This window comes from Pseudarthrobacter sulfonivorans (assembly GCF_014712225.1).
GTDB classification, from domain to species: domain Bacteria; phylum Actinomycetota; class Actinomycetes; order Actinomycetales; family Micrococcaceae; genus Arthrobacter; species Arthrobacter sulfonivorans.
This window is the reverse complement of the sequence record NZ_JACXBW010000010.1, coordinates 1-14,325: the sequence shown is the minus strand read 5'-3', so window position 1 is coordinate 14,325 and position 14,325 is coordinate 1. Positions and strand designations below refer to the sequence as shown.

15 protein-coding genes and 1 tRNA gene are annotated in these 14,325 nt (G+C 63.6%); 8 read left to right on the top strand and 8 right to left on the bottom strand.

Annotated features, from left to right (window positions below):
- Positions 1-239: 239 nt before the first annotated feature.
- Both IAQ70_RS13725 and IAQ70_RS13720 read right to left on the bottom strand, forming a co-directional pair.
- Positions 240-899, bottom strand: coding sequence for a hypothetical protein (locus IAQ70_RS13725; RefSeq protein WP_190989877.1), 660 nt, complete (start codon positions 897-899; stop codon positions 240-242).
- Between the two features lie 115 nt (positions 900-1,014).
- Complete coding sequence (locus tag IAQ70_RS13720) at positions 1,015-1,824, bottom strand: sigma factor (RefSeq protein ID WP_190989876.1); 810 nt, start codon at positions 1,822-1,824, stop codon at positions 1,015-1,017.
- A 280-nt stretch (positions 1,825-2,104) separates the two neighbouring features.
- Between IAQ70_RS13720 and IAQ70_RS23340 the strand changes: the two genes are divergently transcribed.
- Positions 2,105-2,428, top strand: a complete 324-nt coding sequence (locus IAQ70_RS23340) for an ArsR/SmtB family transcription factor (RefSeq protein WP_190989875.1) — start codon at positions 2,105-2,107, stop codon at positions 2,426-2,428.
- Here IAQ70_RS23340 and IAQ70_RS13710 read toward each other — a convergent pair.
- Positions 2,382-2,885, bottom strand: a complete 504-nt coding sequence (locus IAQ70_RS13710) for a hypothetical protein (protein WP_190989874.1) — start codon at positions 2,883-2,885, stop codon at positions 2,382-2,384. The two genes, IAQ70_RS23340 and IAQ70_RS13710, sit on opposite strands and share 47 nt — an antisense overlap.
- A gap of 19 nt (positions 2,886-2,904) precedes the next feature.
- A complete protein-coding gene (locus IAQ70_RS13705) occupies positions 2,905-3,264 on the bottom strand; it encodes a hypothetical protein (protein WP_190989873.1) in 360 nt (119 codons plus the stop codon).
- A gap of 135 nt (positions 3,265-3,399) precedes the next feature.
- Between IAQ70_RS13705 and IAQ70_RS23335 the strand changes: the two genes are divergently transcribed.
- The 3 genes from IAQ70_RS23335 to IAQ70_RS13690 are packed head-to-tail and all read left to right on the top strand — an operon-like array spanning position 3,400 to position 5,187.
- Complete coding sequence (locus tag IAQ70_RS23335) at positions 3,400-3,675, top strand: winged helix-turn-helix domain-containing protein (RefSeq protein WP_223860058.1); 276 nt, start codon at positions 3,400-3,402, stop codon at positions 3,673-3,675.
- A gap of 54 nt (positions 3,676-3,729) precedes the next feature.
- A complete protein-coding gene (locus IAQ70_RS13695; RefSeq protein ID WP_190989871.1) occupies positions 3,730-3,945 on the top strand; it encodes a helix-turn-helix domain-containing protein in 216 nt (71 codons plus the stop codon).
- 15 nt (positions 3,946-3,960) lie between these two features.
- Positions 3,961-5,187: a site-specific integrase gene (locus IAQ70_RS13690; protein WP_190989870.1), complete on the top strand. Its 1,227-nt coding sequence runs from the start codon at positions 3,961-3,963 to the stop codon at positions 5,185-5,187.
- A 77-nt stretch (positions 5,188-5,264) separates the two neighbouring features.
- Here IAQ70_RS13690 and IAQ70_RS13685 read toward each other — a convergent pair.
- Both IAQ70_RS13685 and IAQ70_RS13680 read right to left on the bottom strand, forming a co-directional pair.
- Positions 5,265-5,338 (bottom strand) — tRNA-Thr (locus IAQ70_RS13685).
- Between the two features lie 190 nt (positions 5,339-5,528).
- Entirely contained in the window at positions 5,529-6,419 is an 891-nt protein-coding gene (locus IAQ70_RS13680) for a DsbA family protein (protein ID WP_190989869.1), read from the bottom strand.
- A gap of 180 nt (positions 6,420-6,599) precedes the next feature.
- Here IAQ70_RS13680 and IAQ70_RS13675 point away from each other — a divergent pair, with 180 nt between their 5' ends.
- The 4 genes from IAQ70_RS13675 to IAQ70_RS13660 all read left to right on the top strand — a co-directional run bounded on the left by IAQ70_RS13675 (position 6,600) and on the right by IAQ70_RS13660 (position 11,846).
- Positions 6,600-8,102: an alpha,alpha-trehalose-phosphate synthase (UDP-forming) gene (locus IAQ70_RS13675; RefSeq protein ID WP_190989868.1), complete on the top strand. Its 1,503-nt coding sequence runs from the start codon at positions 6,600-6,602 to the stop codon at positions 8,100-8,102.
- On the top strand, positions 8,092-8,922 hold the full coding sequence (otsB, locus tag IAQ70_RS13670; protein WP_190989867.1) for a trehalose-phosphatase: 831 nt from the start codon (positions 8,092-8,094) through the stop codon (positions 8,920-8,922). The genes IAQ70_RS13675 and otsB overlap by 11 nt, the downstream gene beginning before the upstream one ends.
- Positions 8,923-9,167: 245 nt before the next feature.
- On the top strand, positions 9,168-10,250 hold the full coding sequence (locus tag IAQ70_RS13665; RefSeq protein ID WP_190989866.1) for an ABC transporter ATP-binding protein: 1,083 nt from the start codon (positions 9,168-9,170) through the stop codon (positions 10,248-10,250).
- Between the two features lie 177 nt (positions 10,251-10,427).
- Positions 10,428-11,846 (top strand): DUF4032 domain-containing protein, encoded by a 1,419-nt coding sequence (locus IAQ70_RS13660; RefSeq protein WP_190989865.1) that lies wholly within the window; start codon positions 10,428-10,430, stop codon positions 11,844-11,846.
- 112 nt (positions 11,847-11,958) lie between these two features.
- On the opposite strand, the gene IAQ70_RS13655 is transcribed toward IAQ70_RS13660, so the two are convergent.
- Together IAQ70_RS13655 and IAQ70_RS13650 are read right to left on the bottom strand one after the other, a co-directional pair.
- Positions 11,959-13,365, bottom strand: coding sequence for an FAD-binding oxidoreductase (locus tag IAQ70_RS13655; RefSeq protein ID WP_190989864.1), 1,407 nt, complete (start codon positions 13,363-13,365; stop codon positions 11,959-11,961).
- Complete coding sequence (locus IAQ70_RS13650) at positions 13,343-13,855, bottom strand: SRPBCC domain-containing protein (protein WP_190989863.1); 513 nt, start codon at positions 13,853-13,855, stop codon at positions 13,343-13,345. The genes IAQ70_RS13655 and IAQ70_RS13650 overlap by 23 nt, the downstream gene beginning before the upstream one ends.
- Between the last annotated feature and the right edge of the window lie 470 nt (positions 13,856-14,325).

Sequence of the window (14,325 nt, the reverse complement as noted above, 5' to 3'; positions counted from 1 at the left end):
GTTCAGGGTTGTCTGACTGCCAGCGCGGACAACCGTAGCGGGGGCACTGGCACCTGGCGGACCACCCAAGGACGCTGGGGAGCAGACAGACGCCGCTTTTGCTGAATTGGCCCCGAGCACCGCCACCGCGGCGCAGAACGCAAGGGCACCCGCCAGAAACAGCGCTGAGACCGCTGCGGCCACTGCCCGCCCAATAACCCGACGTCTAGCAAGCCCCGCGAGCACAACAGCGGCAGGCATCAGTACACGATCCTGCTTGGCGAAGCGTAGAAGGCGACCATGGCGCAGTGATCCTGCGGTGCCGTGGAGGCGGGCGGGCAGTTCACCATCACGCTGACGGGGGCCGTGTAAGAGTTCCGGGTCGCCGTCGACTGTTCCAGAACCTTTAGGAAGACGGTGCACACGTGCAGCCCCACCCAAGGAGCAGGCTGTTCGCGTACCTTGGCCAGTTCGCCGTCGCACGCCAACGACTCGACGCTGGCCGAGCGGTATGCCTGCTGGCTGGCCAAGGACGCAAATGATGCGGCGTTGACGCCTGTCGCTTCGAACTCCTGCACCAGCACCGCCAGCGGATTGGAGTCGTCCGGCAGCACATGCCACCATGCGCGGACCCGCGAGTAGACCTCAGAGTACGACGACGAGCGGGTGTCCCACGAATAGATCGCCGTTGCTGCCGCGAAAGCCAACTGCCGGAAGTCGGTGGTTCGCGGGGCACCATCAGGAACGGGCCCCGAAATGGCCGGAGCCGCCGTCGGGGTTTCCCGTTCCGGGCTCGGGGCCGACGTAACCGGACTATCTCCGGCCGGTCCGCTCGACGGCGACGCAACCGACTCGGCGGCGGGCCCGGACGGTGGCCGTGCAAGAGTCCACAACGCCACGGCCACGCCCAAGATGACCATTGCCAGAAACCACCATCGGCGGCGTCGACCCAGACTCGCCAGTGCATTTTTCAAAGAGAACAATTTTCCACGCTCCACGCCCGTTCATGTCATGAACGGCCGATAAGGACGTGACTCAGGGAGCTGAACGCATTCCGGCCCGGAGAATCCTCCACGAGGTTTGATACAGCCGCCGGGCAAAGCCGATCTGGACGGCCACATAGCGCTCCGTGACGCCAAGCTCGGCGGCCAGTGCCGCCACGGCCCTGGTTCGTTCCGGGCCGCGGACATCTGGACGAACTATCGTTGCCGCCGTGCGGCGGAGCACCGGCGTAGGCAAGCACTCTGCTGCTTGCTCGCAGACATCCCGGATGTTCCGGATGCGGGCATGATCAACCTCCAGAGCGCTTTGAACAGTCCTCGCCGTCTGGCGGACCACCGTCGCCGCGTGCCACCGTCGGCGGTCCTGCGGCGACGGCGGACCGTACTGCCGCGGCCCGGTGAGACTGTCAACGGCGAGTTCCCACACTCCCCCAGGAACGCTCTCACGGGTCAGTTCGATAATGGTTCGCGCCCACTGCTGGTCGGCAAACTTCTCAGCGCTTCGATCAGCCCCACGGTCCATACCAAGCAGCGTCACAGCGTCGAGTGACAGACAATCATCAGCCTCTGGCTCCAGGAGCAGCGGTAGCGTCTGGTGGGTCATCTCCCGGCGGATGTGGGCCGCGCATACGTTCGCGCACACGCCCTGGACCCACGCACCGAACGGTACCCCGGGTAGCTGCCGGTAATGACCTCGTGTCACTCCATCCCAGACGGCGACGCGGATGTCCTGCATGACGTCGTCCACATCGCACGCACGCCCGATGCGCGACAGGTGCGAGACGACGTAGCGCTGCACCCCGTCCACGGCCACCATGATCTGGTCGACCGGGACGGAACGCATGGCGGACTCTGGGGCAGCGCGCAGGGAAACATCGATGATTCCTTGGTTGACTTGTTCTTGCTGGGCTTGATTCGCCCGGGCTTCGACTGGCATGGTCTTCACCGCTTCAATTCGCGATTCCAATAAGTCCGCGGCCAGCACTGCTGGCCGCTAAAGTGACCGCCCACAGGGCGCCAAACACGACTACACGAAGGCTATGCAAACTATTGTCAAGGATACTTAAAGTATCGTCAAGATTCCCGGTCTTACTTTTCGACTGGCCTTCGGCAAGAATGGTTGCATGCCCAGGATTACGCAGCCTCACGACGCCGCATGGTCGGCCGACGTCGAAGCCGCCGTCGCGACCTTCGGCAACAGGTCCCGCAATGAGATCCTGCGTTATCTTTCAGCGCACGGTCCGGCAACCCGCGGGGACATCGTGGAAGGGGTTAGTGCCGGCGAGCCCAGCGTGGCGAAACACCTTCTTGCGCTGGAGGAGTCTGGCGCCATCATAGTCGACGTCGAACCGGGCCGGCGGCATGGCCGGTCGCCTCGGTATTCAGCTAACTCGGCAAGGATCAAGGAGCTGTTGGCCGCTCATCTTCAGTATCTTCTGGAGGACTAGCAGCAGCCGCTTCCGCTCCAGGATGGCGCCCAATGTCCCTGTTGAGGTATTCAGAAATGGCCTTCAACGTCTCAGGCGATACGTCACCCAACGTACGCGCGGCAAAGGACTTCACTCTGGCCGCACGGAGTGATTTCACGAACTCGAGTTGCGAATCGATGCGTTCAGGCAGCTCGGCGTCGTCACCGATCAAGTAGGAGGGGTCTACGTTGAAGATGTTGCAGAGCCCAGCCAATAGCACCGGATCACTGACCAAACGCCCAGTGCCCTCCTTCATGTAGAACCAGCGCGCGCGGGACAACTTGATGCCCTTAGCCTCGAGCTCGGCCTGTACTTCCCGGAACGTCACGGGCTTGCCGCGTTCAGCAACGACGACGTCGAGCAACAGGTTCAGACGACGGGCAAGCTGGGCCTGGAGTGACAACATGTCACCAGGCCCCGTCTCGTCCGTCCGCATGGCCTACCCTTCAGCAGTTTCATAGGCCATCCGCCCGGTTAGGTTGGGTGATCCCTATCGCCCCAGTATTCCGTGCGTCATCCGGCGCTGCAATCAGTTGCTCAATCCGGCGGTCCAGGTAAGACATCAGAACAGACCCGGACGACGGCGGCAGCCGTAGCTCCCGGATCCCTGGATCCGCCACATTCTGCCATGCCTCCAGGGTCGCCGGCGGCAGCACCGCATTCGCGTGTAGGTGGTACGAGACCTCGGTCAGCACGTCGCCAAGCGCCCGCAGACATTCGACGCGCTCGTCTGTCGAGCCGTAGTCCCAGTACGGTTCAGCACCCAGCGTCGAGGCTGCTTTGTTGAAAGCTATTATCTGCGGGTAGTACTTCATGGCAATCTCCTCCCGTCCTTTGGCGATCATTTCCGCCGCCGGCCTCTTCCAACATGACGCCCAAGGGGAGTACCCTGCAGGTGTAGACCCGTCTACAGAAGCAAGTCCTTCATCACTCCTCAGGTTGTGGCCTCCATGTCGAGCATCTTGATGAACCGAACACGAAGCCGAATCATCCGCTTCCTCCTCAGGAACGGCCCGTCGACCTGCGGCCAGATCGGCATCCATCTCGACGCGTCGCCGTCGAACGTCCGCCGACACCTCCACTTGCTTCGGGACGCCGGACTGGTGCAACATTCATCGGCTTTTTTCAGCACTTCCCCCGAACACGTGCAGCACCACTTGGAGGCCCTCGCAGCGAGCTTCCACGCCACCGTCATGCCGTCTGATCGCTTGGATTCCATGAGCTAGGAACAGAGTTGGCATTCGTGCTGGCACGAACGAGGCGACACGACGGAGACCCAAATGACCTCGCTTCCAGAACGCGGCCGGACCGCAGAATCCACCGACGAAACATGGCTCACGCCGAAAGACATCTGCGCCCAGCTCCAAATCCCGGAGCAAACCTTCTACCAGTGGCGCGCCAAGCGTGTCGGGCCGCCCGCTTATCGCATTGGTCGGCATCTGCGTATCAGTCACAGCGATTTCATCGCATGGCTCGCACTGCATGCAGAGCAATAGCCGCCGCACCTGATCATGAGCAAGTATCCCCTGCCGCTAGGCACGTGGGGCCTAGTTCGCACTGACAAAGCGACGGCACGAAGCTGGCGGGCGCGGGCGAAATATCGAGACCTCGATGGGACGACACGCAAGGTCGAAGCCCGGGGACCGTCGGCCGCAGCGGCAACAAGAAACCTGCAGATCAAGCTGCAAAAGAGACAGACTCCACGAAACGCAATTGTCGCCTCAACCAGCAAAATCAGTCACTTGGCCGAAGTCTTCCTGGCCGAACTGGAGAGGTCGGACAAGGCCGCCCGGACGAAAGACAAGTACAGCTTCACAGTCAAGAAGTACATTTCCCCGGGAATCGGATCGATTCGCGTCGGTGAGGCGACGCCCGGCGTTGTTGACCATTTCATTCGAAACGTTGTCGATACAGCAGGCCCGGCTACGGCTCGCACCTGCGGGGCAGTGCTGTCCTGGATGTTCAAGATCGCGCTCCGCCACGACGCCGTGAGCATCAATCCCGTTCTTGGAATTTCCATTCCGAAGAGTCATGCGGCAAAGCCCCAGGCCCTGGATCCGAAGCAGTTTCTGGACATGAGAACAAAACTCATCGCATGGGAACAGGAGCCGGCGCTTGGCCGCAACAGATCCCAAGACCTTCACGAAATCGCGGATTTCCTTGTCAACACCGGGCTGCGCACCGGCGAGCTTTTTGCACTGCGCTGGACAGACATAGATCTCGACGCGGATCCGCCTACCGTCCATGTTCACTCGACCGTCATTCGCACATCCGTCGGCGGTGTGACAATTCAGGATCATCCCAAGTCCGAGCACGGGATCCGGTATGTGACAGTGCCCCCATATCTCGCCGCGGCCTTGCGCACCCGACGTGCCAGGCAAGAAAGCAGCGGCGCGCCGAATCCAATGGGGCTGGTCTTCCCCTCGTCCACAGGCACTGTCTGCGATCAGAACAACGTCGGCAAGACATGGCGCAAAGCCGCGGACGCCATCGGCTACCCCTGGGTAACGCTGAAAACCTTCCGAAAGGCCAATGCAACGCTTATTGCCCGAACGATGGGTGCAGAAGCAGCCGCTTATCAAGTTGGGCATTCCAAGGTGTCCATGACCCGGAAACACTACGTCGAGGAGTACAAAGAAGCCATCGACACGCGCGCCGTACTGGGTGCCTTCAATGCGACCAACCCGGGAAAAGAAGGTCCGGCACCGGCCGAGGGCGAAAACGATAGGGGTGAGTAAAGGGTGAGTCTCTGGGTAAATAGTGCGAATGACGCTTGGCGAAAACACTAAAACAGCAGGTCAAACCCCACAATCGGAGCCTCCTGTCGGATTCGAACCGACGACCCCCGCTTTACAAGAGCGGTGCTCTGGCCAACTGAGCTAAGGAGGCGCACCCTTACCGGGTGTGCGCCTGAACGGCGCTAGATAAGGTTAGCCCAAGTCCGCCCGCTCGTAAAAACGCGGCGCACCGCCCGCTGGTAAAAACGCGGGCAACCGCGCATGGAAAAACAAAATGGCCCGGCCCCGGAGTGAATCCGGGACCGGGCCATCACTGCAATGTCAGCAGAGGCTAGGGCAGGTTAGCCCTTCGCGGCGATGGCAGCCTGCAGGAAGTCCGGGAACGGGGTCTGCGCGCTGGCACCCTTGCCCCATTGCTGGCCGTCAACGAACACGGTGGGCGTGCCGGTAACGCCGATGGCGGCAGCCTGCTTGGTCGTGAACTTCACGAACGGGCGGTAGGTCTTCTCATCCACACAGGTGTCGATGGGCTTGGCGCCGATGTCTGTCGCCATCTTCTTCAGGTCGTTGTCCGAGAGACCGGCGCCGCCTTCGGCAGGCTGCTTGGCGAACAACGAATCAACGAATTCGGCGTACTTTTCCGGGGACTCGTTCACAACACAGGCGGCGGCGTTGGCTGCACGCGAGGAGTAGTTGGTCGACGAGCGGCTATCCAGGAAGCCGAGGGCCCGGTATTCAACCGAGATCTTGCCCTCGTTGCGCAGTGACGTCAGCTGTTCGTTGTACTGTGCTTCGAAGTTTTTGCAGACCGGGCAGATGAAGTCGATGTAGAGGACCACCTTGACCGGCTTGCCGGCTTCAGCCTCGGCGCCGGGCGCAACCACTTCTGCCGGGGCAGTCTGCGGCGGCTCTCCCACGGAAGCGGCGTCAACGGTGGCCGGCTGCAGCTTCGCGACGTCCGCGTTGGCCAGCAGGGTGATGCCGCCGTTGACGTTGCCGTTGGCCGGCGTCGGTCCCTGGTCGGCAATGGGGGCGTTCTGCCGCATGGTTGTGGTCACCACAAGGGCCACCACCGCAAGGATGGCCACCACGGCCACAACGATGCCCCAGCCGATCAGCAGCTTGTTGCGCTTGTCCTTTTTAAGCTGGGCCTCCCGGATCAGGCGGGCCTTCTCGCGCGCCTCCGAAGTGCGCTCAGCCTTGGACTTACGTATTTCATTTGCGGGGCTCATGTGTTCCTAGGGTCGATCGACATAGGGGGACCACTCTGTGGCGACTCCACCCATTTTAGGACAGAAACCTGAGAGCTTGCCTTTTCAAGTATTCGCCCCCGATAACGCACGGAGGAATGGCCCCAAAGTATCCATCCTATTAAGGTGGCTTAAAGGCACAAGCAACCCCAGGGGGCCGCAATGCAAACACCCGTCCAAGAAAAACCAACAGCCGTACCCGAAGGCCATCCGGCCGCGCACGGCCACAATACGCCCACCAAGTACGACTTCATGGTGGTATCCAACCGACTGCCCGTTGACCGCAGCACGCCCGGTGAGAGCGGAGACGACGGCTCCGGCTGGCGCCGCTCCCCCGGCGGACTGGTGACGGCCCTCGCACCCATGATGACCAAGACCGACGGCGCGTGGGTTGGCTGGCACGGCGCTCCCGACGAAACGGTTGAGCCGTTCAGCCACAGCGGCATGGATCTGGTCCCGGTCCAGCTGAGCACGGACGATGTTGAGCTTTACTACGAGGGGTTCTCCAACGCCACCCTGTGGCCGCTCTATCACGATGTCATCGCCCCGCCGGAGTTCCACCGGACCTGGTGGGACGCGTACCGCAAGGTCAATCAGAGGTTCGCCGACGCCGTCGTACACCACGCGGACAAGGGCGCCACGGTGTGGGTCCAGGACTACCAGCTGCAGCTCGTGCCGCGGCTGCTCCGCGAGGCGCGGCCGGACCTGAGGATCGGGTTCTTCAACCACATCCCCTTCCCCCCGCCGGAAATTTTCGCCCAGCTGCCGTGGCGCAAGGCCATCATCGACGGCCTGATGGGCGCTGACCTCGTAGGCTTCCAGCGTCCCAGCGACGCCGGCAACTTCATGCGCTCCGCCCGCCGGTTCCTTGGCGCCAGCGTCAAGCAGCAGCAGGTGCATGTGAAGGGCCGCGACGGCGAAATCACCCACATCGCCAGGGCCCAGGCCTTTCCCATCTCCATTGACGTGGCCCAGATCAGCGAACTGGCCCACAAGCCGGAGGTCATCGAACGCGCCCGCCAGATCCGCCAGGACCTCGGCAACCCCAAGACCATCCTGCTGGGGGTCGATCGGCTGGATTACACCAAGGGCATCCGCCACCGGCTCAAGGCGTTCGAAGAGCTCCTCGACGAAGGCAAGCTGGCCGTCACAGATGCCACGCTGATCCAGGTGGCCAGCCCCAGCCGGGAACGGGTGGAGCAGTACCGGCTCCTGCGTGAAGAGATCGAGGGTACGGTCGGCCACATCAACGGCACCTACGACACCATCCAGAACACAGCCGTCCGCTACCTTCACCACAGCTACCCGGTCGAGGAGATGGTGGCGCTGTACCTTGCCGCGGACGTCATGCTGGTGACGGCACTGCGGGACGGCATGAACCTTGTGGCCAAGGAATACGTCACAGCCCGCAAGGACAACGACGGCGCCCTGGTGCTCAGCGAGTTTGCCGGTGCGGCCGACCAGCTGAAGCAGGCCCTGCTGATGAACCCGCATGACATCGACGGCCTCAAGGACACCATCATGCACGCCGTCAACATGTCCCCGAGGGACGCCGCACGCCGCATGCGCGCCATGCGCAAGCAAATCCTGGAGCACGACGTCGACCACTGGTCAGCAGATTTTCTCGCGGCCCTGAACGAAAAGGTTGTCCGCGATGACTCCTGAGGGCCGCCACGCCAAACAACCGCTAGCACTGTCCCCGGAACTCCGGGAGGCCGTGCGGCGCATCGCCCAGACCGAACACCTGTTGGTGGCCCTGGACTTCGATGGCACCATTTCCCCGATCGTCGACCGCGCCGGAGACGCCCGCCCGCTTCCGCGCTCCGCCACCGCGTTCGCGGGACTGGCTGCCCTCCCACGGACGACGACGGCGCTCCTCTCCGGCCGCGCCCTCGCCTCCCTGCGTGCGGTGGCTTCGCCGCCGGTGGACACCCTGCTGATCGGCAGCCACGGGGCCGAAGCCTGGCTGGGCCCGGGCTCCGCGGAGCTGACCCTCGACGAGGGCCAGCGCGTCCTCCTCGCTGAGGTACGCGGTGTCCTCGAAGACATCGTGGAGCAGGCGCCGGGAACACTCCTGGAAGACAAGCCCGCCGGCGTGGTCCTGCACACCCGGCTCGCTGAGGACGATGTTGCCGAGGATGCGGTGGCCGCGGCCCGCTCGGTGCTCCAGGACCGCAAAGGCGTCTTCCTGAAGAACGGCAAACGCGTCCTGGAAACCTCCGTGGTCAACGCTTCCAAGGGCGAAGGCCTCACGTTCCTGCGCCAGATCACCGGGGCAACTGCGGTCCTTTTCGCCGGGGACGACGTCACCGACGAGGACGCCCTGGGCCGCCTCGAGGCCGGCGACGTGGGCGTGAAGGTTGGCTTGGACTTCACCCAGGCCGAGTTCCGGGTGGAGGCGCCCGTCCACGTGGCGGAACTGCTGGAGACCCTTCTTCAGGAGCGGAGCCTGGTGGTGGCCGAGGAGGGCCCCGCCACCCAGTGAGGGACCCTCACTGAATGACCCCTATGTCCAACCTCACGTGTGACGTCCGTAACATTTGCACCAATTCAGCATTCTTCTGACATACTCTTGTTTGTGATGTGGCGCACAGAACCGTGCGGCGTCACGCGATACTCCTCGGCTTCGGCCGGGGAGTACACGGCTGCAATGCCGTGGATAACTGAATTACATGAACCATTCACTACGGATCGTCCGGCACGTACCTGCCGGTGAAGGGATTGATAACTGTGGCTACAGTTACTTTTGATAACGCTACGCGTCTGTACCCGGGCACAGAGAAGCCCGCTGTTGACAAGCTCAACATTGAAATCGCCGATGGCGAGTTCCTGGTCCTCGTTGGACCCTCCGGTTGCGGTAAGTCCACCTCCCTGCGCATGCTCGCAGGCCTCGAGGACGTCAACGCCGGCCGGATCCTGATCGGCGACCGCGATGTCACCGATGTTCCGCCGAAGGACCGCGACATCGCGATGGTTTTCCAGAACTACGCGCTCTACCCGCACATGACTGTTGCGGACAACATGGGCTTCGCGTTGAAGATCGCCGGCGTCTCCAAGGAGGAGCGTGCCGAGCGCGTCCGTGAAGCAGCCAAGCTTCTTGACCTTGAGCCGTACCTCGACCGCAAGCCAAAGGCACTCTCCGGCGGTCAGCGCCAGCGTGTTGCCATGGGCCGCGCCATCGTGCGTAACCCGCAGGTCTTCCTCATGGACGAGCCGCTTTCCAACCTGGACGCCAAGCTGCGTGTCCAGACGCGTACGCAGATCGCGTCCCTGACCCGCCGCCTGGGCGTCACCACGGTTTACGTCACGCACGACCAGGTCGAGGCCATGACCATGGGTGACCGCGTCGCAGTGCTGAAGGACGGCCTGCTGATGCAGGTTGACACCCCGCGCAACCTCTACGACAAGCCCAAGAACGTCTTCGTTGCCGGCTTCATCGGCTCCCCCGCCATGAACCTGCTTGAACTGCCCGTCGTCGACGGCGGTGTCCAGTTCGGCGGAACGGTTTACCCCGTGCCGCGCAATGTCCTCGAAGAGGCCCACGGCAGCACCGTCACCTTGGGCTCACGTCCGGAGGACCTCGAGACCGCGCCCCAGGGCGAAGGCCTCAAGGTTGAAGTTGACGTTGTTGAAGAGCTCGGCGCCGATGCATACGTCTACGGCCACACCACGCTGGACGGCAAGGACCACGACATCGTGGCACGCGTCGACGGCCGCCGCCCCCCGCTGAAGGGCGAGTCCATCTACGTCCGTCCGCAGTCGGGCCATGTGCACCTGTTCGACACCAAGACCGGCCTGCGCCTGGGCGACTAGCCCAACCGCTGACCGAGCTCACCGGCGCCCTGACCTCGCTCCGCTTCGGCCAAGAAACCCTGGCGGCGTGGGCCCAAGCTCGCCCTGACCGACGGCGGCTCTCCCCATTTCGGGAGGGCCGCCGTCGGCGTTTCTGCAGTTTGCCCTTGCGGCCCCAATGTACGGAAGAATTGATTCATGACCGATGAAAACAGCGCCCAGTGGCACGACGAGCCCACCGACTACGCGCAGGTGGGCAAACTGCCCCGGTTTGAGGCGGCAAGCGCCAACGACTCCAAACTCGCCGCGGCCTCAAGTTCTCTGAGCATCACGGCTGCGGCGGCGGATCCTGAACTCCTTGATCTGCCCTGGCACATCGCCTTGGAGGACTGGCCGGCGGAGAACCTCGCGGCCCTCCCCCGCGGTATCTCGCGGCACATCGTGCGTTTCGCCCACCTGGGCGGCTCCGTCATTGCCATCAAGGAAACTTCCGAGCATATAGCCCGCCACGAATACCACATGCTCCGCAAGCTGGCCCGCCTGGACGTCCCCTGCGTCACCCCGGTGGCAGTCATCACCGGCCGCACCACCCTGGACGGACGGCCGCTGAACCCGGTGCTGGTCACGCGCCACCTGAAGTTCTCCATGCCGTACCGTGCCCTGTTCTCCCAGATGCTGCGCAAGGACACCCTGACCCGCCTCATCGACGCCCAGGCGCTCCTGATGGTCCGGCTGCACCTCGTCGGCTTTTACTGGGGCGACGTTTCACTGTCCAACACGTTGTTCCGCCGTGACGCGGGCGCATTCGCCGCCTACCTGGTGGACGCCGAGACCGGCGAACTTTACCCCGACCTTTCCACCGGCCAGCGTGAGTACGATCTCGAAATCGCGCGCGTCAATATTGCCGGTGAGCTGATGGACCTCCTGGATGGGGGCCTGATCGAGGAGAAGGTGGACCCCGTTGCCACCAGCGAGCTCATCATGGAAAGCTACCGGCGGCTCTGGGCGGAACTGACGGAGAAGGAATCCTTCGAACTCGGCGAACGGTGGCGCGTGGCCGCCCGCATCCGGCGGCTCAACGAACTCGGCTTCGACGTCGAGGAATACGCCATCAAGACCACCCAGAACGGCTCCACCATCCAGCTCCAGCCCAAGGTGGTGGACGCGGGCCACCACATGCGCCGGCTGCTGCGTCTGACCGGCCTTGACGCCCAAGAGAACCAGGCCAGGCGCCTGCTTAACGACATGGACACCTTCCGGGCAGACAACAACCCGGGGATGGACGAGGAATACAGCGCGCACCTGTGGGTCAGCCAGGTCTTCGAACCGATCGTCCGTTCCATCCCGCGGGACCTGTCCCGCAAGCTTGAGCCGGCGGAGGCAGTCCACGAGGTCCTGGAGCACCGCTGGTACATGTCCGAGGACCAGGCGCGCCACATCCCGCTCGCCGAGGCTGTGCAGTCCTATATTGACTCGGTCCTGCGCCACCGCCGCGACGAGGCAGCCATCATGCTCAACCCGGACACTGACATGATCAAAATCCTCGAGGTCGAGACCGAGGAATCCCGCTATGGAGACGAGGAGTCCATCGACGAGTACCCGGACGTCGACGACTAAGAGCCCGGGGTCGCAGCACGGCTGTGTTAACACAACCCAACTGGGTAGCAGCAGATGTCGTTTTGAGCGCTCATAACGACATCTACTGCTACCCAGTTGCGTGCGGGCGGCCTTAGATGGCCTTACCGGGGTTGAGGATGCCGGCGGGGTCAAAGAGTTCCTTGATCCTCCGCTGGAGCTCCCGGACCGGTTCCGGCTGCTCCAGGCCCAGCCAACGCAGCTTGTACTGGCCCACCCCGTGCTCCCCCGTGATGGTGCCTCCCATGTCGAGGGCCGCTATGACGGAGGCATCCAGGGCGAGGTTCAGCCGGTCCATTGCGCCCGCGTCGACGGCGCTGTCCGCCCGGTCAATCCAAAACGTGGGGTGCAGGTTGCCGTCCCCGGCGTGCGCCACCACCTTCAAATTCACGTCGTGCTGCACTGCCAGGTCTTCAAGCGCCGCTACGTAGTCCACAAGACGGGACCGCGGCACGGCAACGTCCTCGCCCACCCGGTACTGGTCGTCCACTTCCACACCGCGGCTGTTCCGGCGGAGTTCCACCAGCTGTTCTGCTTCCGCGGTGGATTCGGTACTCACCGTGGCTCCGCCGGCGGCAAGGACAGAACGCACGACGTCGGCCTCCGCCCCAGCGCCGAACCCGTCCGTTTGGATCAGGAGCAGCGAACCGCCACGGGAGCTCAGGTCCGAGCCGTGGAGGTGGTCCAGCTGGGCCAGCGTACCGCCGTCGAGCAGTTCCATGATGGCTGGCTGGACCCTTGCCCGGCCCACGGCCAGGACACCCGCTGCGGCCTGCCGAAAGTCAGGGTAGAACGCGGCGATGGTGTGTACGTCACGGGGGAGGTACTTGAGGCGCACTGTTACGCCCACCACGATCCCCAGGGTCCCTTCGGAGCCGACGAACAGGCCCGTTAGGTCGTAGCCGGCCACACCTTTGAACGTCTGGTGCCCGGTATGGAGAAGGGACCCGTCCGCCAGCACCACGTCCAGTGCCAGCACCGAGTCCCTAGTGACGCCGTATTTGGCGCAGCGCAGTCCTCCTGCGTTAGTAGCAACGTTGCCGCCAATGGTTGACGTTCGGAAGCTCGCCGGATCGGGCGCATACATCAGGCCGTGGGGAGCTGCCGCTTCATTGAGTGCGGCGTTAATGACGCCGGGCTCGACGACGGCGGTCTCGTCGTCCGCGTTCAGGTCAAGGATGCGGTTCATCCGTTCCATCGACAGGACGATGGAGTTCCGGCTCGCGTGAGCACCCCCGGAAACACCCGTCCCGGCGCCGCGGGCCACAACTGCGACGCCCTGTTTGGCGCACAGCCTGAGGACGGCCTGGACGTCGGCCACCGTGCGGGCGAAGACCACGGCTTCAGGCAGTTGGAAGTCCAGGACGGGGGCCTGGTCCACCGCGTATCTAGCCAGCGCCGCCGCATCCGTGCTGACATGCCCGGTGCCGAGGGCCTCAACGAGGTCTTCGATTAAGCCGCCCACGAAGCTCACGCCGTCACTTGCCGGCGGAGTCGTCATTGCCGTTCCCGCCCATGAACCTCACGAAACGGTCCAACACCCCACGCCAGCCCGCGGCATAGGAGGCCCGAGTGGCAGCCGGGTCCTCGGCGCCCTCCCAGCCGTCGTGCACCAACCGCACTTCGGTCCCCTCGGGGATAGCCTTGAAAGCTAGCCTCAGCTCGGTGGACCACAGGGCAGTCGTTCCCGGATACCAGGAGGCGTGGAAGGACAACGGCGGTTGCCAGTCATCGATGGTGCCCCAGACAGCTGTCCTGCCGTCGTCAGCCGTTTCCATGATGAGGTTTTCCTCAAACTCGACATACGAGCCGGCACCAAACACGCCATGAGATTCCAGTGGCCACCACAGGTGGGTATGGTCCGTGAACCCGGCAAACGCCTGCGCCACCGGGACTGGCACCGTCACCGTACAGACGACCGGCTCGAGGCTCTCCGCCGGCTCTGGAGGTACGGGCACGGCATCGTCCAAGTGACTGAAAAGGTTATCCATGGACGTCAACTCTACGCGGCCTATCCGGACGCTCTGGCAGTTGGTGCGGGTTTCCGGGGGACGCTCTGGTAGTTGATGCGGGTTTCCGGGGAACGCTCTGTCAGTTGATGCGGGTTTCCGGGGAACGCTCTGACAGTTGATGCGGGTTTCCGGGGAACGCTCTGACAGTTCCTGTGGGTTTCCGGGGAACGCTCTGGCAGTTGGTGCGGGTTTCCGGGGAACGCTCTGACAGTTGATGCGGGTTCCCGGGGAACGCTCTGACAGTTCCTGTGGGTTTCCGGGGAACGCTCTGGCAGTTGGTGCGGGTTTCCGGGGAACGCTCTGGCAGTTGATGCGGGTTCCCGGGGAACGCTCTGGCAGTTGGTGCGGGTTTCCGGGGCGGTGCCGGGGCGGGGTGCCGAAGGGGTGTGGGGCCCGCGTTCCGGGGCCACGGGGCGTGGTGCTGGCGTGGGTGGTTCCGGGCGGGTTCC